At 36.6% G+C, this 25,224-nt stretch carries 18 protein-coding genes, 1 pseudogene, 1 riboswitch and 2 other annotated features; of the genes and pseudogenes, 4 read left to right on the top strand and 15 right to left on the bottom strand.

Annotated features, from left to right (window positions below):
* Nucleotides 1-13 precede the first annotated feature (13 nt).
* The 4 genes and pseudogenes from IGL28_RS02900 to IGL28_RS02885 all read right to left on the bottom strand — a co-directional run bounded on the left by IGL28_RS02900 (nt 14) and on the right by IGL28_RS02885 (nt 4,836).
* Nucleotides 14-1,443 (bottom strand): annotated as a pseudogene (locus tag IGL28_RS02900) (amino acid permease).
* A 29-nt stretch (nt 1,444-1,472) separates the two neighbouring features.
* The gene (locus tag IGL28_RS02895) at nt 1,473-2,681 is read right to left on the bottom strand and encodes an ammonium transporter (RefSeq protein ID WP_010738323.1); all 1,209 of its coding nucleotides are present in this window, start codon (nt 2,679-2,681) and stop codon (nt 1,473-1,475) included.
* Nucleotides 2,682-3,084: 403 nt separating this feature from the next.
* Nucleotides 3,085-3,678, bottom strand: coding sequence for a YczE/YyaS/YitT family protein (locus IGL28_RS02890; RefSeq protein ID WP_010719897.1), 594 nt, complete (start codon nt 3,676-3,678; stop codon nt 3,085-3,087).
* Nucleotides 3,679-3,948: 270 nt separating this feature from the next.
* Entirely contained in the window at nt 3,949-4,836 is an 888-nt protein-coding gene (locus IGL28_RS02885) for a hypothetical protein (protein WP_010738325.1), read from the bottom strand.
* 348 nt (nt 4,837-5,184) lie between these two features.
* Between IGL28_RS02885 and IGL28_RS02880 the strand changes: the two genes are divergently transcribed.
* Together IGL28_RS02880 and IGL28_RS02875 are read left to right on the top strand one after the other, a co-directional pair.
* Nucleotides 5,185-6,522 (top strand): amino acid permease, encoded by a 1,338-nt coding sequence (locus tag IGL28_RS02880; RefSeq protein WP_010719900.1) that lies wholly within the window; start codon nt 5,185-5,187, stop codon nt 6,520-6,522.
* A gap of 131 nt (nt 6,523-6,653) precedes the next feature.
* Nucleotides 6,654-7,097, top strand: a complete 444-nt coding sequence (locus tag IGL28_RS02875) for a DUF305 domain-containing protein (protein WP_034699754.1) — start codon at nt 6,654-6,656, stop codon at nt 7,095-7,097.
* A gap of 69 nt (nt 7,098-7,166) precedes the next feature.
* Here IGL28_RS02875 and nhaC read toward each other — a convergent pair whose 3' ends face one another.
* The 7 genes from nhaC to mgtA all read right to left on the bottom strand — a co-directional run bounded on the left by nhaC (nt 7,167) and on the right by mgtA (nt 17,153).
* Nucleotides 7,167-8,579: a Na+/H+ antiporter NhaC gene (gene nhaC, locus IGL28_RS02870; RefSeq protein WP_081127832.1), complete on the bottom strand. Its 1,413-nt coding sequence runs from the start codon at nt 8,577-8,579 to the stop codon at nt 7,167-7,169.
* 372 nt (nt 8,580-8,951) lie between these two features.
* Nucleotides 8,952-10,187 carry a M20 family metallopeptidase gene (locus tag IGL28_RS02865; protein ID WP_081127830.1) on the bottom strand — a complete coding sequence of 412 codons (1,236 nt, stop codon included), beginning with the start codon at nt 10,185-10,187 and terminating at the stop codon, nt 8,952-8,954.
* 74 nt (nt 10,188-10,261) lie between these two features.
* A complete protein-coding gene (locus tag IGL28_RS02860) occupies nt 10,262-11,098 on the bottom strand; it encodes a MetQ/NlpA family ABC transporter substrate-binding protein (protein WP_438843885.1) in 837 nt (278 codons plus the stop codon).
* Between the two features lie 13 nt (nt 11,099-11,111).
* On the bottom strand, nt 11,112-11,792 hold the full coding sequence (locus tag IGL28_RS02855; RefSeq protein ID WP_010719905.1) for a methionine ABC transporter permease: 681 nt from the start codon (nt 11,790-11,792) through the stop codon (nt 11,112-11,114).
* Between the two features lies 1 nt (nt 11,793).
* Entirely contained in the window at nt 11,794-12,867 is a 1,074-nt protein-coding gene (locus tag IGL28_RS02850; protein ID WP_081127826.1) for a methionine ABC transporter ATP-binding protein, read from the bottom strand.
* 62 nt (nt 12,868-12,929) lie between these two features.
* Nucleotides 12,930-13,167, bottom strand: a binding site (T-box leader).
* A gap of 39 nt (nt 13,168-13,206) precedes the next feature.
* Nucleotides 13,207-13,442, bottom strand: a binding site (T-box leader).
* Nucleotides 13,443-13,518: 76 nt separating this feature from the next.
* Entirely contained in the window at nt 13,519-14,190 is a 672-nt protein-coding gene (locus tag IGL28_RS02845) for an HAD family hydrolase (RefSeq protein WP_063626674.1), read from the bottom strand.
* A gap of 314 nt (nt 14,191-14,504) precedes the next feature.
* Entirely contained in the window at nt 14,505-17,153 is a 2,649-nt protein-coding gene (gene mgtA / locus IGL28_RS02840) for a magnesium-translocating P-type ATPase (protein WP_081127824.1), read from the bottom strand.
* A 347-nt stretch (nt 17,154-17,500) separates the two neighbouring features.
* Nucleotides 17,501-17,675, bottom strand: a riboswitch (M-box (ykoK) riboswitch).
* A 219-nt stretch (nt 17,676-17,894) separates the two neighbouring features.
* On the opposite strand from mgtA, the gene ndk reads away from it, so the two are divergent.
* Nucleotides 17,895-18,338 (top strand): nucleoside-diphosphate kinase, encoded by a 444-nt coding sequence (gene ndk / locus IGL28_RS02835; RefSeq protein ID WP_010719910.1) that lies wholly within the window; start codon nt 17,895-17,897, stop codon nt 18,336-18,338.
* Between the two features lie 113 nt (nt 18,339-18,451).
* Here ndk and IGL28_RS02830 read toward each other — a convergent pair whose 3' ends face one another.
* Together IGL28_RS02830 and IGL28_RS02825 are read right to left on the bottom strand one after the other, a co-directional pair.
* The gene (locus tag IGL28_RS02830; protein WP_081127822.1) at nt 18,452-19,363 is read right to left on the bottom strand and encodes a helix-turn-helix domain-containing protein; all 912 of its coding nucleotides are present in this window, start codon (nt 19,361-19,363) and stop codon (nt 18,452-18,454) included.
* 502 nt (nt 19,364-19,865) lie between these two features.
* On the bottom strand, nt 19,866-21,941 hold the full coding sequence (locus IGL28_RS02825) for an LTA synthase family protein (RefSeq protein ID WP_053765867.1): 2,076 nt from the start codon (nt 21,939-21,941) through the stop codon (nt 19,866-19,868).
* A 117-nt stretch (nt 21,942-22,058) separates the two neighbouring features.
* Between IGL28_RS02825 and IGL28_RS02820 the strand changes: the two genes are divergently transcribed.
* Nucleotides 22,059-22,274: a hypothetical protein gene (locus IGL28_RS02820; RefSeq protein ID WP_053765868.1), complete on the top strand. Its 216-nt coding sequence runs from the start codon at nt 22,059-22,061 to the stop codon at nt 22,272-22,274.
* Between the two features lie 63 nt (nt 22,275-22,337).
* Here IGL28_RS02820 and IGL28_RS02815 read toward each other — a convergent pair whose 3' ends face one another.
* Nucleotides 22,338-22,973: a hypothetical protein gene (locus tag IGL28_RS02815; protein ID WP_081127820.1), complete on the bottom strand. Its 636-nt coding sequence runs from the start codon at nt 22,971-22,973 to the stop codon at nt 22,338-22,340.
* Nucleotides 22,974-23,377: 404 nt separating this feature from the next.
* Nucleotides 23,378-24,928 (bottom strand): bifunctional metallophosphatase/5'-nucleotidase, encoded by a 1,551-nt coding sequence (locus IGL28_RS02810; RefSeq protein WP_081127818.1) that lies wholly within the window; start codon nt 24,926-24,928, stop codon nt 23,378-23,380.
* Nucleotides 24,929-25,224 lie beyond the last annotated feature (296 nt).

The raw sequence follows: 25,224 nt of genomic DNA, 5'->3' as shown, positions 1-25,224 counted from the left end.
CCAGCTTTCAATTTTATTTATTATTTGCATGTTGAAATTTATGACGACATGCATAAATCGTAAAAGGAATAACTGCAACAATGAGATATGAAATGACTAAAATCGTTTCATAGATTCCATGTTGTCCTGCAGCAATACTTGAAGGTGGTACAAAAGAAATACAAAAGGCAAATAGTGAAGTCAATAATCCTAAACAAGCGACAATGGTTTTGACAACTTTTCCACCTGGCACTTGATAAGCCCGTTCTAATGAATCATCTTTGTAAACTAATTTTAAATAGCCAATAAAAAACATAAAATACAGCATCAAATAGATAACTACTGTTAGTGACATAGCTGCAAGGAAGGATAAATTATTTCCGCCACCACTTAATGTAAAGACAGTTGCCCAAATGGATGCAACGATCCCATTAGCAATCATTAAGTTTGCCGGTACACCATAAGCATTTTCTTTCGCAAAATGTGAGGGTAATAAACCTTCTTCGGCAGCCACATGCAAGGCTTTAGATGGTGATGTGACCCATGATGCAATTTCTCCAATAACCCCTAAGCACACTAAGATAGCAAGAATTTTTGCAATCCAAGCAAGACTAGGATCAATATGTCGCAATAAAAATTCAAGAGATTGAATAACCCCTGTATTGAGTGATAATCCTTGTTGAGGAACAGTTGTTGCCACTGTCAATCCACCAAAAGTATCCAAAATAATCGCTAATATAACTAATACGAACATCGCTAGTGGATAATTCTTTTTAGGATTTTCCATTTCATTTGCATGACTAGCAGAGGTTTCTACCCCCATATACGCTAAAATAAATGAAACAAAAACGACTAATGTTGGTAATTTTGAGAAATCAGGTATCAATGTTTTCATTGATAGTGTCGTTTGTAAGGGGGCGCCAGAAGCACATAGTGAATACCCAATCCGAATAGAACTAGTGCTGGTAACAAGATCCCTGCAATAAAACCGATCCGAGCAATCAATGAAGTATATTTTGTCCCTCTTAATTGAGACAATAAAATAGCCCAAAAAATAATTAAAAGAATCGCTAATTTCAAAAACTTATTAGTTTGAATCGCAGAGATTCCTGTTGCATAAGATAATGCTCCTGTCAGGAAATACAGCATCGTTAAGTAACCAACTGTGATTTCAAACCATTGGAAAAAGATGGCAGCAAATCCAAATCTTTTACCTAGCGTGCGACTTACCCAAGTGTAGACACCGCCTTTTTCCCAGCCTTTTACGGTTGCCATTTCAGCCGCGCATAATGCTACCGGAATAAACCATAACAAACCGCCTAACAACAGGAAGAAAACCAAACTAAAGCCCGATGTCGCAAATGTTGGGTACTCATAAAGTGAAACAACCATTGAGATCGTCATGGCTAAAAAGCCAAAAAATGTTAATTTCTTCGCAGGAATTTTCGCTTTGCTTTCTTGCATGAAACTTCCTCTTTTCTACTATATTTAATTTATTTATTTTCAAAAAACGTGAAATCTAATCCTTCTTCTTGTTCTTCTTTCGTCGTCGTGATGATCGTTAGACACATGATGCTCTTTAAGATACCTGCTGTGAGCGCATAAGCGTATAAGGCAACTAGACAAACACCGATGATTTGAACACCTAATAGGAACCAGCTGTGTGAATCAGAGAGCAAATGAGCATTTGTAGCAAAAAGCCCAATTAAGATGGTTCCAGTAAAACCACCCATGCCATGTACACCCCATACATCAAGTGCATCATCCCAATTTTTCTTCTTACGAAATGCAACAGCATACTGACAAACAATTCCGGCAATGATTCCGATGATGATGGCACTTCTTGGATTAATATAGCCTGCACACGGTGTAACTGTTGCAAGTCCAGCGACAGAACCAGTTAAAATGTCGACAAAATCAAAACCATTCCCTCTGATTTTCGCTAAGATCAACCACGTCATCATCGCAAATGCCAACGCAACAAAAGTTGAACCAAAAGCATTGACCGCTTGGTAATCTGCTCGGAGTGCCCCTCCAGCATTAAATCCAAACCAGCCAAACCAAAGAAGACCTGTTCCAATAGCTGCTGCCATCAAACTACTATGTCCTGATCGTTCAGAAGCAGGAATCTTTCTTTGTCCAAGTGTCAAAATACATGCCAGCGAGCCGAACCCTGCAGTCGTATGGATGACAGCACCACCAGCAAAATCTCGGAAGCCTAATTGTGCTAAAAATCCGCCTCCCCATATCCAGTGACAAACAGGGAAATAAATCAGAAGATTCCAAAAAATCAAAAGCAAAACATAACCTTTAAGATTCAATCTTCCAGCAAAGGCCCCCGTCATCAATGGAACGGTGATTACGATGAACATCAATTGATATAAAAAGAACATCAAAAAAGGAATCGTTGCTCCATGTAATAAATTAGGTGCGTTAGAGACATGCTTCATTAAAAAAAAGTCAGCTGGATTACCAATTAGTCCACCGATATCTCTACCGAAAGCTAATCCAAAACCACCAAATATCCACATCAAAGTTGTTATTCCTACTGAAAGAAACGACTGTGCCATAATAGTTGTGATGTTATTTTTCCGTGCCAACCCGCCATAAAAAAATGCCAAGCCAGGAGTCATCAAGCAAACCATTGCGGTACATAAAATCATAAATGCTGTATCACCTGTATTGATAGGTAAATGATTCATTCGTTTTCACCTCTTTTCTATAGCTTGAGTATAAAAAATTTTAACATCTGTTTTTTGTTTATCTTTTTGTGTTTTGTATCGTCAAATCCGAAATAAACTAAAATATTGGTCTAATTACTTCTTAAAAGTCTTACCTTATTTAATATGTATCCGTTTTTTTAATCACTTTATTCAGCTGTCTGATGGACTTTCAGAGAAAATCGGCACAATAATAATGCTGTTTTTTGTTTTTTTATTTTGTTATCGTTCAACTTTTTGAACAAAAATAAACTTTCTCTTTATTTTTTTCATTAAACTGAATCATTAGTAAACAAAACAAAAAAGAGTCTGGATATCAATCCGACTCTTTCTATGTAATACATATAAATATGATGTTCGATTTGCACAGAATTGCTTCACACGTTTAAACTCTATTCAATTGCTTTAGTGTTAATCCAAAGATTGGTCCAATCGCTAGTACACATAGAAGTGTTCCGATACCAATAGGGGCACCTAATAATACGCCTACAACGACCATTAGTGCATCTAAACCGATCCGAATAAAAGTTAAACTGAATCCCGTAAATTTATAAAGCAATTGAGTCAGTGCTTCTAGTGCGGCAGATCCTTTATTTGAAGAAACATATAATCCCGCTCCAACCCCAAATAAAATAGGAGCTAAAAGAACTGCCATGATTGAATAGCCAGTCATGTTAACTGAAAGTTTATTTAGCCATGGTTCAATCTGTCCAATCAGTAATCCCAATCCAAAACCATTGATTAAACTACCGATCCCTAATTCTTTTCGATTGAAGATAGCAACGATTCCTAACACTACTGCATTAAACAACAAACTAGCTACCCAAAAGGGAATATCAATCAACGTCAACATACCTAATAAAAAAACACTGATCGTATCTGCGCCTTTATGTGCAGTGATCAATAATGTGATCGCTAATGCAATCATACTTGTCCCTAAAATCACTTGTATTATTTTTTTTCGTTCTAATCTATTCATTTTTCCTCCATCAAACCAAAAGATCCGCTTGTTGAACAATCAGATATTAAACAAATGACGATACATTTATCATATCTGATACGCCAACTAAACCTATGGAGCCTATTTTACTATTAAATAGGAAGAAATAACTATCAACTATTACGGCTACCACTGAAATAATTAACGTAAAAGTAAGCGATTTATCTGGTATAATGAGAAAAGGTTTACATCGTTAAAAGAACGAATGTTTTTCTAAAAAATTTTTCCAGCTTTTTCACCCATACATTCTTAATCTTCTTTATGATACTCATATTTTTCAAAGTCTACTTTATCTAGCCATAAGAACCTTTGAGCCCAATTATTGACATCAAAAAAGTTTAAAATGTTCGGATCAACGGGCTGAAAAGGTGAATGCAGGAATTCCGGCAATTCATCCAAATTTCGTTCCTGAAGTAAAAAGATATTTTGAGGATTATAAAAATAGTAGCTTTTAATTGCTTCATTGTCAGTCACTAACTTTTTCTCAAAAAAACTAGATTCAAAAGTTCGTAAAGTGACTCCTTTTTGTCCTGCTCTCATGAGTTCTAAAATTCCTTGTGATTGTGCGGTCAATGCTAAATAATCTGCGTAAGAAAGATAATTCGCCTGCTCATTTCCTCGTGAAGGTAAAATATAATAATTGGTTGTAAGTCCACGCTGTTCAAATTCCTTGCGATAGCTCTCTGCTAGCTCCTTACGACCATTATCAGTGGCACCAAAAAACAAATCAGAAGTGACTTCCACCTGAGGAATCTTCATCTTTTTAGAATAAAATGAACTATTGTGGCGTAATCCAAGTTTTTGCGCCTCTATCCGGTCAAAATGGTATATTTCATCGACGGCCGATTCGTTTTGTGCTTGTTGAAGCATTCGAAAGTGTTCCTCTTCTTTCAAATGATTCCAAAAGTATAAAACGATTTTAGCTGTTGTATAAGGGCGGATCTTCGCAGCTATTTCCGTTTCGAATCCATAATCTAAAAAAACGATCAATTCATATTCTTTCAATTTGGGATGGAAAAAATTAAAATACACTGGATCTAATAAATCTTTTCCCGAAATGACATCTAAAGAATCAATCGAGGGTAAAAAATACAACGCTTTATCTTTTGCAACCAATAAGATAGGCAATTTTGACATTCTGGTTTCCTCACTTTCCTATGACCATTATGGTTCATTTGATTAATTCAATAGTAACATGAAAATTAGTGATTTTTTGCTATCATAATTTCTTCCCTTAGGAAAAGACAAACAAAACGCTCTCTTATTAGGGTTTGCTCCTACTATCAAGTTTTACGCTTACATAGGAAATTTATGACAAACATATGATGTTTTCATTAAAGTAGAAATTTTTATTTACAGAATTGTTGAAATTGTCAGATAATTTGCTATGATATAAAAAGTTATTTTTCTACTTAATATAGTTATCAATCATTTGACTGCGATTGTTTCGTCGTCAATAGTTTAGTCTTAGAAAAGGGGTTGCTTATGGAGAAAACTGAAACAAACAAACTAAAAAAACAACTAAGTTCCAGACACATCACGATGCTAGCACTGGGGGGTGCTATTGGTGCGGGACTATTTAAAGGAAGTGGCGAAGCTATTGGGATTGCCGGTCCTGGTGTCTTGATTGCTTTTTTGATTGGTGGGGCTGTTTTATTCATCGTAATGAATGGTCTTGGTAAATTAGTTTTAGATGACGGGGATACCCAGCATGGATTATCGGGGCTTGTTCGACCTTTTTTAGGTGCCCATTCTGCTGACTTTATCGACTGGGTTTACTATTCATTATGGACGATCAATATTATTGCCGAAGCTGTAGCGGCTGCATCCTTCTTACAATTATGGTTTCCAACGATTCCACCTTGGACCTTTGTCTTAATTCTAGCCGTGTTGACAACGTTGATTAATTTATATTCTGTGCGGTTATTTGCTGAAACTGAGTATTGGTTGGCATTTGCTAAAATCAGCGTAATCATATTGTTGATTATCTTCGGGATATACCTGGTAGGTCATCAAATGTTTGACATTGGGGTCTTTCCTACACTAAACAGTATTACGGATCATGGTGGCTTTGCCCCTCATGGTATGAAAGGAATCGTCAACTCGTTACTCGTAGTTATTTATTCTTATGGTGGTTCAGAATTGATTGCGATCACAGTAAGTGAAGCCGACAATCCCAAAAAAGCGATTCCTAAGGCAATTCGTGGAGTAATGGGACGAATCATTTCATTTTATATCATTCCATTGTTCTTGTTGTTAATCATTTTCCCTTGGGATACCTTGGCAAACTCATCTGCTAGCCCATTTGTGATGGTATTTGAAAAAATGCATATTCCATTTGCCGCTGATCTTGTAAACTTTGTGATCATCTTAGCGCTCTTTTCTTCCATCAACTCAGGTGTATATGCTTCTTCACGTTTGCTGTATTTCCGTTTAAAAGACAAAAAAGGTGCAGCAAAAAAACTATCTGTTTTAAATAAACACCATGTTCCACAACGTTCCGTATTATTTTGCGCAAGTGTTTTATATTTAGGCGTTGTTCTTTCTTACTTTGTTGGTGACAAACTATTTGGCTATTTGGCTGGTTCTCTTTCCTACACTGTCTTAGTCATCTGGCTTATGATCAGTATTGCAGCCTTTATCCTTGCATTAAAGAAAGGTTCTCTTTTTGAAAAAGGGGTAAACTTATTAGCAATCGTAGTTTTAGGATTGATCTTTGTGGGAATCTTCTTCACTAATTCAATTGGTGTGACATTATTGACTGCCCTTCTTTACTTGGTGATTTTCTTTAGCTACCGCAAGAAAAATGATATCTTTGCTTAAAAGCCCTATAAATAGCTTGAGTTCCTTAAGCCAAAAACAAGCAACTAAGTTGTACCAAACAATTTAGTTGCTTGTTTTTTTGTAAGCTGAGAAGATAAAAGTTGGGGAAAAAATAAAAGGAGTGTTTTTAAATGAAAAAGTATTGGAAATTTTTATTAATGATTGGGGTATCGACCGTCATCATGTTTGGTATGATGTATTTGAATGTCTACTCGATCGATCATCTTTTCTTTAGTCGTACACGGGTGTTCATGGCATTGATGATGGGCGCTGTAATGGCGATCATCATGCTCTTATTTATGTGGAAAATGTATGAGAATAAAACATTGAACAAAATCATTTTAGGGGTAAGTGTCTTAGTATTTGCCGGTTCTTTGTTTATGGTCCGTAGTCAAACAACAGTCAGTGATGTCGCTTGGATGAAAGCCATGATCCCTCATCATTCGATTGCTATTTTAACCAGTAAACGTGCCAATTTGAAAGATCCTGAAGTCAAGAAATTAGCAAACGACATCATCGAAGCGCAAGAAAAAGAAATCGAACAAATGAAGAAGTTGATTGAAGAACAAAAATAAGTATATCGTAAAAAAACGCCCGAAACATTGCTGTTTTGAGCGTTTTTTTGATTCAAATATTCCGAGAGTTTATTCGTTTGTATCGATACCAAGCGTTCCATTCGGCTTTTCGTCTATTTTTGCGATCCCTAATCCAGTAAAGGCGCTAACCATTGAAAAAACTGGTGAGAGTAAACTGAAAAAGACAAATGGTAAGTATGTGAGGGTTGGAATCCCAAAGGTACTAGCTACAAAGCTGCCCGCAATTCCCCAAGGTACAAGGTAATTGATCACTGTGCCACCATCTTCTAACGTTCTACCTAGAACAGTTGGGTCAAACCCAGCTTTCTGGTAAGTCTCTTTGAACGCATTCCCAGGTAAGATAACTGATAAAAATTGTTCTCCAATAAAGAGATTGACACCAATACTTGTCATCAATGTGGTGAAAATCAATTTTGGTGTATTGGTCATTTTCTTAGAAACGACATCCATAACAGTTGAAATCAAACCGAATTCAATGAGTAATCCACCAAGTGATAATGTTAAAATGATCAAAGAAACAGTTGGCATCATACTTTCGATCCCACCACGACTAAGTAATGAATCAATTTGTTGATTGCCAGTAGTTGCAACGAATCCAGATTCAATCACTGTCGCTAAACCACTAAGAGAAGTTTGCGGATTCTGAATAAAGATCATCCCCACCGCCACAGCTATATTTAATAGAATAGTCAAGATAGCTGGTACTTTTTTCCAAGCACATAATAACATCAAGAACAAGGGAATCAACGACCAAAAAGAAATTGTAAAGTTTGCTTCCAGAATATCAGTGACTTCTCGGATAGCCGTTAGACTAGTTTCTCTATTTGTGTGTCCAAGAACCATGAACAAAAAGAAGGAAACGACAAAAGCTGGAACCGTAGACCACATCATATGTTTGATGTGCTTGAATAAATCGGCATCAACGATTGCTGCGGCTAGATTGGTTGACTCTGACAAAGGAGACATTTTATCTCCAAAAACAGCACCTGAAACAATTGATCCCACGACTAACGCTGGATTAATTCCTAATGTCGTACCAATACCGAAAAATGCGATCCCAATCGTTGACATGACAGTAAAAGCACTCCCTACTGCACTACCGACGATAGCACAAACAACAAATACAGAAGGAACAAACCACTTGACACTTATCAATTTAAAACCAATAACCATAAGTGTCGGGATAATTCCTGCTTGGATCCACACCGCAATCAGTGCGCCGACCAATATAAAGATAAAAATCGGAATGATCCCCGGTTTGATTCCATTGATAATTCCTTCATGTAACCACTCTGTTGGGTATCTTTTCACTACAGCGTAAAGCATGATCATTCCAATTGCTGCTAAGATCGTAATGTTTGGTGATAGTTTTAATCCGACAACCCCAATTGCTATACTTGCCACAATCACCAATAAGACAAATACAGCTTCTTTAAAACTCGGTTTTCCTTTTTTCTTCATAATCATTCTCCTTTTTTAGTTAATCGAAGTACTAAAAAAGAATAGATATCGAATGACTCCGCCACAATTCATGGGCATTTCCCCCTCTGATCAAACAAAAAGAACTATTTTCAACTAAGGACGAATGACTCCGCGGTACCACCTTAATTAAAAACAGTTCTGTTTTTCACTTTGATTTAACTATTTAGTTTTTATTCCTTTTCATGTAATTCGACATTTCGGCTTGATCGGTTCGCAGCTACCACCGACTTTCTGAACAAAACACCTGAAACGCTACTATGTGAAAAGTTGACTTTCATGAAGTTTACCTTCTGCGAGATTTTTTGTCAATACAAAATGACTATTTTTTTCAAATCATAAATCATTATTTATTTAAAAAGTCGAACCAGTTAATTGACTTTTTTCTAAAAGTTGTTGGTGTTCTTCCTGAATCTTTGTCAATAAAGCTGGTTGTTCGAATAAATCTAAAGCGGTAGCCGCTAATAGTTCTGCTGCAATGGCGATCGATGCCAACCCTTTTTCACTTTTTGCGGTTGCTTTAAACTCTTCCGAATGTCCAGCGATATACTCATCTGAAATCGAAATAGTTGGTTGAATCGTCGGAATCACTTGACTGACATTCCCTACATCAGAGGACCCTAAGCTGGTCTTTTCTGTTACATCGATTTCCGTTTCTGGAACTCCAGCTGCTTTTGCATGTGTAAAAAACAACTCATCGAAAGAAGGTGTCGGAATCATATGATCTACCGCATTTTGAAACAAACCAAATTCATAGCTTGTGCCCGTACTCAACGCAGCCCCTTTCACGATTTGTTCCACTTTTTTAAAGACTATATCTAATGTTTGGCGATTGCCAGCACGTAAATAAAAACGTCCTGCAGCATATTCAGGGATGACGTTAGCAGCAACTCCGCCGTTAGTGATGATCCCATGGATATTGACATCTTTAGGTAATTGTAAGCGTAGTGCGTTGATACCATTAAAAACTTGGATCAGTGCTTCTAATGCGTTTACTCCCTTTTCGGGTGCTGCAGCAGCGTGAGAAGCAACTCCATAAAATTTGATATCAACTGGATCATTAGCTAGCGATTCGGTTGTTTTTCCGTAACGGTAAGCTGGATGAGCACATAAAGCAGCCGCCACATCGTCAAATAATCCCTCACGAACAAAGCTCCCTTTCGCTGAACCATTCTCTCCTCCTTCTTCCCCTGGTGTTCCATACACTCGGATCTCACCACCAATTTCGTCAATTTGTTTCTTAATGATACTCGCGGCTAATACGGAATACGTTCCAAAAAGATTATGTCCACACGCATGTCCAATTCCAGGAAGTGCATCAAATTCAGCTAAAAATGCAATCGTCGGACCTGGTTTATCTGAGCGATAGCTAGCAGCAAATCCTGTACGGTGTCCAGCGACCTCCTTTTCAACTGTAAATCCTTCTTTTTCTAATTGGCGAATCAAAGCAGCAGATGAATAAAATTCGTAATTGCTCACTTCTGGATGTTGATGGATATCCAAGGCAAGTGCTTGATATTCTGGTAATCTTTCTTGGATCGCTTCTTTCAATAAACTGGATCGATTCGTTGAAATAGTTGATGTAGTCATAAAAAAATTCCTCCTTGTATGCTGGCTTCAGATAAAAATTTCTAGTTCATTTGAGCTGTACTTTCTGATGATGCTCATTTACGACCAAAGGTTTTCCATGCTGGAACACTCGAACCTTTTGACGTTTCTTCAATGACTTTAGCAGTTGCTTCAGTTTGATAAGTATCAATGATTTTTTGATACGTACGGTTTGTTTCATCTTCTTTTCGGGCAACAATGATGTTGACATAAGGGCGGGCACGATCATCCACTGGTTCTAAGAAAATTGCATCTTTCGTTGGTGTGAACCCTGCATCGACTGCTATCCCACTATTGATGACCGAAAGACTCACATCGTTTAGCGCACGTGCTGTTTGCGAAGCATCCAATTCTGTGAGCTTAAGTTTTTTATCGTTTTCTGTCACATCAGAAATCGTCGGAGTCTGTCCCTTCGATGGATCAACTTTGATCAGCCCCGCTGATTGAAGAAGAAGTAAAGCGCGTCCCCCATTGGTTACATCATTAGGGATGGCTACTTTTGCACCTTCTTTTACTTCCTCAATCTTTTTGATCGTATTGGAATAGATTCCTAATGGGGCATTTACGGTGTTTCCGATTGAAACTAGATTTGTGCCATGTTCTTCATTATAGTTATCTAAAAAGAACTGGTGTTGAAAGGCATTCAAATCAATTGAGCCATCAGCTAAGGCTGCATTTGGTTGATTATAATCGGTAAACTTTACATATTCTAATTCAATATTCTCCTTTTTTAGACGTGCTTTTACATCGTCCCAAACATCTGTATCTTCACCAATCACCCCTAATTTGACAGTTGTTTCTTTTGTTTTTGTATCTGCCTTTCCTTGACTACAGCCTGCCAACCAAAATAATGCGACGAATGTCACTACAGCAAATCGAATCACTTTTTTCATTTTTTCTCCTCCATTAATGTGATATTTTTTTAATTAAAAAATTACTGATAAATTGACTTAAAAACACCAATGCCAAAATCAATAATGTCGCAACAACCGTTACGTCTGTTTGAAATCGATTATAGCCCCGAGAAATAGCTAAATTTCCTAAACCACCAGCTCCTACAGCACCTGCCATTGCGGTTAAGCCAATAACATTGATGATCGTTAAAGCTGAGACACGAATGATACTAGGTAGTCCTTCCAGTAAATAAACACGAAAAATGATACCCAATGGACTCGTTCCCATTGCTTGTGCAGCTTCGATAACACCGGGATCAACTTCAAGCAAGGCATTTTCGATTTGTCGAGCAAAAAAAGGAACGATGCCGACAATCAAAGGAACTAGTGCTGCCGTTGCTCCAATTGTTGTTCCGACAATAAAACGAGTCGTCAATGCAAGTAAAGAGAGTAAAATGATAAATGGAATGGATCGTACGATATTGATCACCTTATCAAAAAGTTCAAAACATAAGCGGTTTTCAATTAATCCTTTAGGGCGGGTAACGACTAAAACGACCCCTAAAATAATGCCCAAGATTCCCCCAATCAAAGCAGACCAGAAAGTCATATATAGTGTTTGCTTTGTCGCTTCAATGAATTCATCTGGGATCAAATAAACATTTGGCAGATAGCTTTTGAGCCATTCGTTCATCTTAAACGCCTCCTTCAACGAGTTTGATTCTTTCTTGTGTTTCATGTTTTTGTAAGAGATTGACTTTGATACCTAATTGGATCAAATAATCTAGAGCTTTTTGTTTTTGAATGCTATCTCCCGCTAAAGTTACCACCAAGCTACCTATCGGTGTTTCTTGCAGCCATTCGATATTGCCATAAAGAATGTTTGCTGTTACTTGGTATTTGCTATACAACTGGGCAATCAACGGTTCATTCGTTTGGCTCCCCACATAACTCAGTTCAACTAGCCATTTATCCGTAAGCTCTTCTGCAAAGCCTTGCTGTCCAGTAATCTTTTCCAATGCTTGATCTAAGTGAGTCGCTGTACGTATAAAATCTTTCGTTAGTTCTTCTTTTGGATGACTAAAAATTTGAACACTACTTCCACTTTCGATGATTCGTCCAGCTTCCATCACCGCCACTTTATTACAAATTTCTTTCACTACTTGCATTTCGTGGGTGATCAAGACGATCGTTAATCCTAATTGGCGATTTAATTTTTTGAGCAACGCTAGAATTTGATGAGTCGTTTTTGGGTCAAGGGCACTCGTCGCTTCATCACAAAGCAATATTTTGGGATCATTTGCTAAAGCTCTCGCAATCGCTACTCGTTGTTTCTGTCCTCCAGATAATTGGTTGGGATAGGCAGAAGCTTTTTCCTTTAACCCTACTAAATCCAGTAAGTCACTTACTTTCTGACGACGTTCCTGTTTTGATTTCCCAGTATACTTTAAGGAGAAATCAACGTTGTCAAAAATTGTGCGACTTTCCATTAAGTTGAAATGTTGAAAAATCATACCAATCGTTTTCCGTTCTTTTCTTAATTCTTTTGGTGTGAGATCACTTAAATTCGTCTGCTGAATGATTACTTCCCCCTTCGTTGGTTTCTGTAAGAAATTCATCACACGAACTAATGTGCTTTTTCCTGCCCCAGAATAGCCCACAATGCCATAGACATCTCCTTGAGCAACTGATAAATTCACTTCATTGACAGCTGGGATGTTTTTTCCTTTTTGTTCAAAATGGACACTGATATTTTTTAACTCAATCATTCGTTTTCCTCCTTGTTGTATAATAAAAAAGGCATCCTCAAGAAAATGAACTCAATCATTTCCTTGAGGACGCCCTTTTGCGTGTTACCACCTCATATTCAAGCCACATTCACATGTCGCTCCTCTTCAAGTACAAACATACTCTAGCGAGATACCGGTCGCAGCCGTTACCGCCTCACAAAATGCTTGGGGTAAAATGCTCAGTAGCCATTTTCCAATCGTTCCTCTTTGCTTCTTCTCAGCTCCCGAAGCTCTCTGTTAAAAGATTTCCAACTGTACTTACTACATCATTGCAAAAAAATATATAAAAAAAATCCTCTTACCAACAAAAAATGTTAGTAAAAGGACGACAAATCGTGGTACCACCTTTATTCGGAAGTTTCCTTCCCTCTAGCCAACGTCTCATTCCTGAGAGATTGGGGTTCAGTTTAACGGTTGAACGACGACCGAATTTATCTACTTATCGACAAATTATTCTCCAAGGCCATTTTCAACTTTGCGGATTTGACTCTTTTCACCAAACAGAGCCTCTCTAAGAAATCGTTCAAGTTTACTTTCCTTATCAACGAATATACTTATTTAGTTGTTGCGAATAATTTACCGTACTCATAATTAAAAGTCAAGGAAGAAGTTTACAAAAAAATGATTGAATTATTTTGTTGTTTTTTTATCTAACATTTCAATAACAGTTCGTAAGTCGTTTCCTTCAGCAAGTAAATTTAATTTTTCTTTTTCTTCTGCTGTATAATTTCGTTCAAAACTAGTATCTGGAATTAAAACAACGCCCATCCCAGCTCGGGAAGCAGAAGTAGCTCCAACTAAAGAATCTTCCACTGCAAATGCTTCTGAAGCAACTAATTTTGTTCTTTCTAAAGCGGTTAAGTAAGGAACAGGTGAAGGCTTGTTTTCACTTACTTCATCACCGAATGTCATCGTATCAAAATAATTAGCCAAATCAAATTGGGCTAAGATATCAGTCGCTCTTTTAGTAACTGTCGTTGTCGCTAATCCAAGTCGTAAGTCACGTTTTTTTAATTCAGCTAAAACTTCTTTCGCATAGGGTTTTAATTGTATCCCACCGTTATGAAGCTGTTGATAAAAATATTCTTCACGCTTAGCACGAACTTCTTGAACTTTTTCAGGGCTTCCAGCTGCTTTCACTAAAATGTCAAAACTTTGCTTCCAGTTTTTACCTCCCCAAGCATCTACTACTTCTTTGGGAATCGCTAAATCATACTGTTGGAATCCCCATAACCAACCATCACGATAAGTTTTCTCCGTGTCAACTAATAGTCCATCTAAATCAAATATTGCGCCTTTCATTTTTCACTATTCCTTTCAGAAAACAATATCCATAGTTTAGCATGTTTCATTGTTATTTGCACAGAACGAATCATATTTTCCTTTCATAATAAAATGAAAGGTGTAGAAAAAAATGAGTCCGAGGCACTTTTGAAGTGCCCCGAACTCATGATTAGAGGTGAGAACGGACGGGTAAACGGTGTTCATTCATCAACTCCTTGCAATAAGCCTGAATTTTTCAAAACATGAGAAGCTGTTTCAAAAAATTCTTTCTTATTGACTTTGGAGCTACCCGATGACTTCACAACCTCTTTTTAAATGGTATTCATCAACCATTACAATAGTTCACCAAATTTTTTAATATAGAATTTTTTGACCATTGTCACTAATGTCAAGTAAGCTAAAATCGTTACGACTAACCAAGTCCAGTAAGTTCCTGGTAACGGCATCAAACCTAGTTCTGCACCAAAGCCTGTAAATGGCAGAATCGAACCTACAACGATTCCTAATGTCGTAATCGTAAACATCGCAAATGTCGCATTGCTTTGAATAAATGGAATCTTTGGTGTCCGTAGTGCGTGTAGGACTAATGTTTGTGACCATAATGATTCAACGAACCAACCTGCATGGAACAACGCAATAAATACGATCTTTTGTTGTGCATCTAATGTATGGAAATCTCCACCTACAACTGCTGGACAAATGATAAAGTACATCAATAAGTAGGTAGTGATATCAAAAATCGAACTCGTAGGTCCAAAATACACCATAAATTTCCCAATGCTTGATGCTTCCCATTTTTTAGGCTCACGTAGATATTCTTTATCCATTTTATCCCATGGAAGTGAGATACAAGACACATCGTAAATCAAATTCAAAAAGAGAATTTGCAGTGGCAACATTGGTAAAAATGGTAAGAATGTGCTGGCAACTAAGACAGAGAACATATTCCCAAAGTTTGAACTTGCAGTTGCCTTGATGTATTTCATGATGTTCCCAAATGTTTCTCGACCAGATAAAAGACCTCTTTCTAAAATCGTTAAATCTTTTTCTAGTAAGATCACATCGGCTGATTCTTTTGCGATATCTACTGCTGTATCAACCGAAATACCGATATCCGCTACTTTCATTGCCGGTGCATCATTGATACCATCACCTAAAAAGCCCACGGTATGGCCATTTTGACGTAAAGCAGTCGTTAAACGAGCCTTTTGTTGAGGATTCAATTTAACAAATACTTCATGATTTTCAGCAACTTGTGCTAATTCGCGATCATCCATTTCTGAAATCTTTTCGCCAGTGATCAATTCATTAATTTCCAGACCCACTTGACGACAAACCGAACGAGTGACTAATTCATTATCACCAGTTAAGACTTTGACTGCAACACCATGATCTTTCAATGCTTTTAGTGCTTGTTTCGTCGTTTCTTTTGGAGGATCAAGGAAAGCAAGGTATCCAATCAATACCATATCTGATTCATCTTTCACTGAAAATTCGCCAACTACGCTTGGGTTTGTTTTTTGGGCCACTCCGATTACACGTAGACCATCTTCATTTAAATCTCTCACTTTTGCAAGAACTGATTCTCTTTTTTCATTGGTTAATGGACTAACGATCCCATCAATGTCGATGTAATTAGAGATACTCAACATCTCTTCGATCGCACCTTTGGTAATCATTTGTGTTTTACCTGCGGTGTCCTCTACAACGACACTCATCCGACGACGTTCAAAGTCAAATGGAATTTCATCCACTTTGCGGTAATTGATTTTATCGGTTGCTAATGTTTGTTTGGCTTCATCAATAATTGCTACATCCAATAGATTTTTTAATCCTGTTTGATAGTAACTATTTAAATACGCATGGCGTAAAACACGATCATCTTCTTTACCAGAACAATCCATGTGGTATTCTAAAATGATTTTATCTTGAGTCAATGTCCCAGTTTTATCCGTACATAACACGTCGATCGCACCAAAGTTTTGGATTGCATTCAAATTTTTGATGACTGTTCCTTTTTTCGCCATCACACTAGCGCCTTTAACTAAGTTCGTAGTAACAATCATTGGTAACATTTCAGGTGTAAGACCGACTGCTACAGATAAACCGAATAGAAAAGCTTCCAGCCAATCCCCTTTAGTCAACCCATTGATAACGATAACTGTTGGTGCCATTAAAGCCATGAATTTGATCAATAACATGGATGTTTTATGAATACCAATTTCAAAGCTTGATTTGATCGGTTTTTCAGAGAGCGTTTGAGCCACATGTCCAAATAATGTTTCATTACCAACAGATACAATAATACCTTCAGCACTCCCACTGATAACGTTACTTCCCATAAAAGCCAAATTTTCATAACTAGTTTCACTCAAAGTCTCATCATCGTAAACAATCGCTTGCTTTTCGACAGGGTAACTTTCACCAGTTAAGGCAGCTTGTGAAATAAATAAATCTTTGGCTGACAACAGACGCATATCTGCAGGAATCATATCACCTGCTGATAATCGAACAAGGTCTCCACAAACGATTTCTTCCATTGGAATCTCAGTATAATCACCGTTACGTTTAACTGCTGCGGTTACTTTTACCAATGATTTTAATTTTTCTGCGGCTTGGTTAGAGCGAACAGATTGAACCAACGTCATCGTTCCACTGACGATGACCATCGTAAAGATGATAATTACTCCAAATAAATCTTTATCCCCAGGAGCGGCTAACACGTATTCTGTGATAAATGAAATCACTCCGAGTGCAATCAATACCAAGGTGAATGGTGTAATATAAGCTTTTAAAGCTTCTACAATAAAGGGTGTTTTCTTCCCATAAGAGATTGAATTTTCACCATATTTTTCTCTTGATTCTTCAATTTGTTCGTCTTTCATTCCTTGATCAGTCGAATGAAAGAAGTTCAATAATTCTTGTTTTGTCTTTCCTGCAAATGCAGCATACATTTTTTGTGTATCTCTCTTTTTTTCCATCTCATTTTTCTCCTTAGACCCAGTAAATATAAGCAATACTTATTTAAGCTGGGTTATTTTTAGTTAGTTGAGTAATGGAGAAAATGCTGTATTTAAAGGGGCTGAAAACAGATAGATAATAGCCTCAGCCAGCAATTTCTCTCGCATTATTTTCTTCGCAGGACTGTCATCCATTTGTTCTCATCTCCTTTAACTTGATAGAATTGTTCTTGTTTCTCTTTCGTTTTAAAAGCATCAACTTCCCAACGAAACCACCTCCATTTTTTGTTTGTTAGGATTGTTTCAACACAAAAAGACCTTTCATCAAAAATTCAGCGAAAGGTCGAAAAAGCACATAAAAAAAAGCTTCTTTGATCTCATCGTTGAGTTTTGACACTGTACAACGTAAAAAGCAATTCCTTGCTTTTAGCTACCTTATGAAAAGCCTTGTCTCGACAATTCCTGTTCTACCCATTGGCGTCTCTCGACGTTTTTGGGCAGTAGCCTGTGTTTGTATAGGAGCCTCACCTAACAAATCCTATTTAGTTTTCCTTCGTAAATATAACAACTTATGCACCGATTGTCAAACTTATTTTTTGCTTTTTCCAAACATTTATGGTAAATAAATTGTTTTTGATTGATGGGGTTAGAAAATTCTTATTGTACTTAATAGCTCGTATGTTGATCAGCTTTTTCACTTTGATTGTGGGTTTACTCAGACACCAGTATAATAAAGGTATAACAAAAAAAGGGGTGTATCAGATGGAACGTACATTGGTCATTATCAAACCGGATGGTGTCAGACGTCATTTAATTGGGCGGATCATCCAACGATTTGAAGAAAAAGGATTAGCAATTACTGAAATGAAGTTTGCAACAATGACAAAAGAACTCGCACAAGAGCATTATCATCACTTAAGTGGTCGGAGCTTTTTCGATGAATTGATTGATTATATGACCTCGGGACCAGTAGTCTATCTTGTTTTAGCTGGAGAGGATGTCATCGATATCGTCCGTAAGATGGTCGGTGCAACTAAAGCTGTAGATGCTGTTCCTGGAACGATTCGTGGAGATTATGCCTTACCTGGAACTGAAAATATCATTCATGCATCTGATTCAAGAGATGCTGCAACCAATGAAATCAATCGTTTTTTCCCATTATTCGATACAAAAAAGCAAAAATCTGAGATCGTTCATCCTGAATGACCAAACAGATTTGCTCTGACTGATAGTTGAGTGAAAGAGCAGAAAAGTACCTGACAGTTCGTTTAGTCAATGATTGTTGCAAGGTCTTTTCTACTCTTATTCACTTGTCTTACTTATTCTTGTTCTATCTTGGCAATCTGTTCAAACAGCATTATTTTTTTCTCTTCTTCTTTTATCACTTCCAAGAGTTTCTCTTCAAGACGTTTGCGCTCTTTCTTGCCTAGGGTATATTCGATGACCGTAAAAAAAGTATTCAACTCTTTTGAAAGTGGCTCACCTAAGGCTTGTGCAATTAGCTTTCTGTAGTATTCTGTCATCAAACTTTCATAAATGATTGTTGATTTTTCTTTGTGTGCCAAACTGCGAGACATATCGAGGTTGATACTACGCGCTTTTTTGAAACGTTTTTTATCGATATAATAAAGCGTGAGATTCATTAAAAATGTAAATAAATAGTCTTCATTCAAAGAATCGGTCATTTGTCGCATTCTTTTTTTGATTTTCAAGTAATGATTATCTAGAAATGAATCACTGAAAATATAGGGATACTTGGAAAGAATATCTAACTCAAAATGACCATATTCCCTGATTTTCATAAAGTATTCTTCAATCGTACGACACTCATATCCTAGAAATTCTAATTGCAACTCCATTTTTCCATTCGTCTGCCAAAACATCTGTAGATTTAACATTAAATAGTATAAATCAGCTGTTTTTTTATATTGCTTTCGGTTGTTGGCAATTTCCTTATAAGGATCAAAGTTCTCTTCTTGGATTTTATTTAAAAGATGCCGACTTTTCTTCGTTTTTTTGGGTTCTTCAAGCTGATTACGTAACCATTCATATTCGGCCAAAGAAATATTTAAGCGTTCCAAGAAGGCTTTTAGTGTACAAAAAGAGATCTTCTTTACGGTATGATTTTCGATTCCTACTAGAGATGTTTTAGAACAGATTCCCTTTGCTAACTGTGTTTGTGTCAACTTTCGATTCACTCGAAGTTGCTTGATTAATTCTCCATCATACATAATTGATCGTTACCAAAACCAATAACTGAGTGAGTGCCATGTACGAAACAGTTGATCTTTCATCCTTCTTGTAACACTTCTACAACACGTATCACATGACCGTTTGTATGATAAGAAATGTTTAGCCAAAGTGTTGAAAAATAAATTAGCTGCTTGGATCTGTGCTTCTATATGTACATGTTCGTTCATTGCCAGTTGTTGTTTTGATTAAACGTTTCCCCTCCTTGTTGTTTCTGATTTTTATTCTTCGGTCAACCTATAGCTGACAAGTTTATCCTATTTTCCTTTTCTATTTTTATTTGATTCAACTGAATTCAGCCATCATTTTTTACACCTATCCAAATTTCCTCGGATTTTTCACTTCCAAAAGAATCGCTGTAAAAAATTTGTTTCCTTCACTAATTACATACGCTAAAATAAAAAAGTTTACGAATTATATAAAAAAAACTTCCAAAAAAGTGAAAACAAATCGACTTTTTTGGAAGTTTTATCAACTATTCATTTAATTATTCTCATCTGTATCTGCAGGGTAAAGGTTAGTCGTTGTTTTATTTCCATTTTTAGAATAAACACTCGTGGACTTGCTTCCTTTTTGTTTTTCAATGGTTTCATTTTTCTCTGCATCATTTTTATAATCATACTTTTTAGGATCAATCGTTTTAAAGTTATCTGGTACATAGAAACGTAATAGATTCTCTTGATTCAACTTATCAGATAAACTTAAAGCCGTTTTGACTTGATTCTGATCTTTTTCCACTTCTTTTTGGATACCAGCTTTTTTAGGATCAATGATTTCCCCTGTTTGGTTATCATAAGTTTTTCCATCTAAAACGGTATATTTAGGTGTCACAAAATTACCATTTCTAAAGGCAACCAACTGATCATGCTGTGGTGAAAGCAAATCTGTACCAAAATGGATATAGTCTTTATCATTGATTCCTACTAAGTGTAACAGGGTAGGTAACACATCAATTTCGCCACCATATTCATGATTGATCTCACCTTTTTTATAACCTGGAATGTGGAACATCAATGGCACTCGCTGCATTTGAGCATTATCAAAATCATCCCAAGTAGCAGGGTCTTTTCCTAAAGCTTTCGCCAAGTCTTTATTATCCGTATTGGATATTCCAAAATGATCTCCGTAGATGACAAACATCGAATTTTGATAGATACCGGATTTTTTCAAATACGTAAAGAATTGTTCCAACGATTGATCTAAATAATGAGCTGTCCGGACGTAATCATCTACTCTGCTATTGCCAGTCTTCAATGATGGGAAATTAAAATGTTTATCGTCTGTATAGTATGGCGTATGATTGGTTACCGAAAGAAACTTAGTGTAGAACGGTTGTTGTAAATGTTCCAAATATTTAGCTGATTCTCTGAATAAGTCCTTATCTAAAATACCATATCCCAATGTTTCATCTGAACTATTGAAATAAGAACGATCAAAGAAGTTGTCATAGCCTAAATTTTTATACACATGATCTCGGTTCCAGAAGCTCCCGACATTCCCATGGAAAACCGCGCTCGTATAGCCTTGCTGTTGCGCCAAGATTGCTGGAGCAGCTTGGAACGTGTTATCTGAACCTAGCTCGGTAAACAAAGAACCTTGTGGTAAACCAAAAGTTCCCGTCTCTAACATATTTTCTGCATCACTTGTTTTTCCTTGTCCAACTTCATGGAAGAAATTGTCAAAGCTGATCGTTGATTGATTCTTATAGATACTATTTAAGAATGGCGTTACTTCTTGACCATCTACCTTCATATTGATTAGAAATTGTTGGAAGCTTTCTAAATGCAGGACAATGATGTTTTTCCCTTTAGCCACGCCAAATGTTGCTGGATTAGGAGCAGCATAATGATTTTCGGTGTATTTTCTCACTTCTTCCACACCATTACTACTTGCATGCGCACGAACACTACTTGTCATCCCTGTTTTGATAGCATCGTAAATAGTATAGGCATCGATTCCCAAATATTTGACGATGTAAGAACGGTCAAACGTCCGTTGCAACAATTGGGGACGATTTGCTTCACTAAGCGCTAAATTTCCTGAAAAAATCAACGCTGACAGACAAGTGACTGCGATCGCCACTGGTTTAGAGACTGCAGGACTTTTTACTGGTATTTTTTTAACAAACATCCAGATGATGAGTCCTACAAATACTAATATATCCAACCAATACAAAATGTCATGAGGTCTCATTAATGCAAAGGAACTTCCTGATAAACCTTGCGAAACTTTAGAAAAGCCTAGAATAGACTTTACGGTCACGAAATCTGTAAATTCTCGATAAAAAATAATATTCAAATAAAGCAAAAGCGTATTTAAAATATCAATGATTAAAAGAACAATCAATGCGGGTTTCAATTTTTTTATATATAATGCTAAACCAAAAAACAACAATGTCGTTGCAATTGGATTAATCCACAGAATAAAGTATTGGATGCTGCCTTCAACGCCCAATGAAAAATCAACGTAATAGGCAAAGATCGTTTTCAGCCAAAAGAAAAAACTAGCTGTCAAAACAATCAGCAAACGATTTTGGCACAATTTTTTCAAATGTGTCACAAGTATCACTTCTCTCTTTTATTTTTTTTTATTCTGCTCCTAAAAAATGAAAATTTCCTAAAAAAAGGGTTATTTTAAGATTTTTTTTAGAAATGAAGGGAGCAATTATGGATATCTATGCCAAAAAAAAGAACCCCTCGGACTAAATATGTCCATCCTGAGGAGTTTTTGTTAGCTGTTTTTGTTTTGGTCAACCTGAACTACAATAGTTCTAGTTATCGAATGAAGCAAGAACAATCAGTCAAAGATTCAGCAAAAAACAGTAACTTAGTAAAAACAAATGAACTTCCATCATTTCAAACGAATGACTATCATGCACCTTTCAGTACTTGAGCTGGAAAAGACGTGTTGTCCCATCTATTTCACAGTTTGCGTACTCTTACTAAAATACTCGTGTTACTTTGCCTTCTGTTGCTGACTTGCTTTGCTGTTTTTTGTGCTATTTTTAGTTGTACGACTCAATTGCGTCTTGGACTTACTTTGGGTCGTACTTTGAATTGTTTTCGAACGTTCAGAAGAACTTTCCTGAGTCGGCTCAACCTGAGTCGTATCAGAATTTTCTTTGACTTCTTTATTCATTTTTATCCAATCTTTCAGACGGGTACTAACAACCTCACGATTCACCTTATCTGAATAGCTGGTTATTACTTTTCCGTTCTTTAATCGAGCTAGTTTTTCTCCGTCATTGGTTAAAAGTAAGACGGTCAAATGTTTATCGTTGAATTGATATTGTCTTAACGAAATAGCACTTAAGACATCATCAATATTGATAAACTGATTACTTTCCTTGTCTTTTGGCAAATAAAGCTCTAATTCTCCCTTATCATAGTTGGCTACTATCTTGTAATCCTTCCACCAATAAGTAGAAAATTCTTTTTTAAATTTATCTACTGATTCTTTACTTGCAATGATTTTTTCTGTTTCTAGTTGAGCGATATCTGCTGTCATTTTTCCTGAAACTGCGGCTGATAAAAAAAGCAGTAAGAAAAAACCAACTAACCAAAAGAGAAGAAAAGGACGTTTTTTTCTCATACCTTTCTCCACTCCCATTCAAATTTGCCTATTCCATTATATACAAAAAATGAAGAGTAAAGACAAAAAAGTAAAAAAAGATATTAAATAACGAAAATTTTTTTATAAATAACCCATACTGATGGATTGTTTTATAAAAAAGGTTGTAACTAATTTATAGTAAAGCAAATTTAGAACGTTTCTAAGATCATACTTTCACCAAAAAAACGTTATACGTACATTGAAAATAACCTGAAACTTACAACACTTAAGACTATTAATCATTTACAATAATTACCTTTTGGATTAGTTTTGATAAACAATTTTGTTAATTGCATGCTTCGATTTATTTACCTTCGTTTTGGCTTGATCTTTTCTTGAATAGACTTGAATAGACAGATTTCACTAATTTCTGTCCCCCTTGTTTACTTGATTACCCGAAAGTTATGATTTACTTCAGCATGAATTTGTTGATGTTTTCTTAAATAATCAGCAATCAGTTCAGTCATATCGATTTGGATTTCACGAATGATTTTATCGGCAGAAAACATGTGATAATTCCCACCACCGACCGCTCTGTACTGATTCATGACTACTTCCAGCTCTTCCTCAGGATGGATCGGTTTGCCTGCTCTGGCTAATTTAGTGATCCTTTGCCCTACTGGTTGACGTAAATCGATCTCATAATCAATGCCCTCATACATGTCATAATTATAATACTGTGGTTTAGGTTCAATGAACGCAGGATTAAATACGATCTCGCCTGATTCTATTGCCAAGAAGTTTGCTGTTTGTTCTAAGGCATCTCTTAGATCCTGCCCTGTAATTTTAAGAACTGCTAAAGTATTAGGATAAATATAATTGGTAATAATTTCTCTCATTGTAATAGTTTCATTGAATCCTTGACCTTCATTGTTGAACAGAGCCGTTCCAGAAATCGATACTCCGCTGGCAGCCATTTGCACCCGATTAATAAACTCAATATAAGGATGTTCCACGATTCGTGCTTGCATCGGATCAGTGATTTTCATGTCTCCTTGTACCTCTCCCACTGGTTGATCAAGCCATGTTTGCAATTCATTTTCTGTTTTTTGAACAAGCGAAAGAATGTCTTCATCTGCCTCGTCAGTTACTAAGGAAATCAGTTCTGCTTTTCCGTCCGAAACACGATAACCATTAACCGTTCGTTCCAAGGATAATTCGATTTTACCTAAAAATTCGCCACGATAGCCCGGTTGGATAATCGGCACACCATTTACCTTCGTAGCAATCACTCGATGTTGGTGCCCAGTAATCAACGCATCCATCCCAGTTACTTCTTGGAGTAGTTGGAAGCCTTCATTTTCGCCAGTCAATGCTTCGGTGGGTTCGCCAGTCTCTAAATCTTTCTCGAATCCACCATGATAAGCTACAACCACTACATCTGCTAATTCTCTAAGTTTAGGTACATATTGTTTTGCTGCTTCAACTGCAGAAACAAATTGTAGGTCTTTAATTGTTTCAGGTTGTTCCCAATGGGGGATATATTGCGTGGTCAACCCTAAAATCGCCACTTTGATCCCTTGTTTTTCAATCATCACATAGGGCTGTCCAAAATAAGGATCGCCTTTGCTCGTTAAAATATTAGCAGATAAGACAGGATGATAATAACTAGCGATAGCTTGTTCTAAGTAAGATAAGCCATAATTAAATTCATGATTTCCTAATATACTAGCATCCACATCCATTTCATTTAAGACATTCGTTAATTCTGAGACGTGGTGATCTTGTTGTTTTGCTAAGTAGTAACTAAAAGGTGACCCCTGAATGAAGTCACCGTTATCAATGACATAAAGAGGGTCTGGGCTAGTTTCTCTGATTTGTTTGATCCTACTGGCAATTTTTGCATAGCCATAAGGTTGTTCTTGATCCGTCGCATAGTTCGTTGGATAGATATACCCATGGACGTCACTAGTTGCTAACAATGTTATTTTCATACTTGTCTCCCATTTCATGAGACTGAACCAAAACTTGCATCAGTCTCTTTTAGTCTCTCTAAAAACGAATAAACGGCGTTCAAGAAGCAACTCCTCAACAATAAGCGATGATTTTCTAAAATATGAGGAACTATTTTAAAAAATCCTCTTTTATTCGCTCGGAGCTAAACGCTTCTCTCACAGCCTCTTGTTCACAGCGAGACAAAAGCAGCATCTTCGAAAAATAAGCCGAAATTGACCCAAAATTTGAGAAGAAAATTTCGGAAAATCCTTCTTATTTCTTGATGTTAAACACT

Source organism: Enterococcus sp. AZ077 (genome assembly GCF_051714965.1).
Lineage (GTDB): Bacteria > Bacillota > Bacilli > Lactobacillales > Enterococcaceae > Enterococcus_B > Enterococcus_B hirae.
This window is presented reverse-complemented; position numbering and strand designations above follow the sequence as displayed.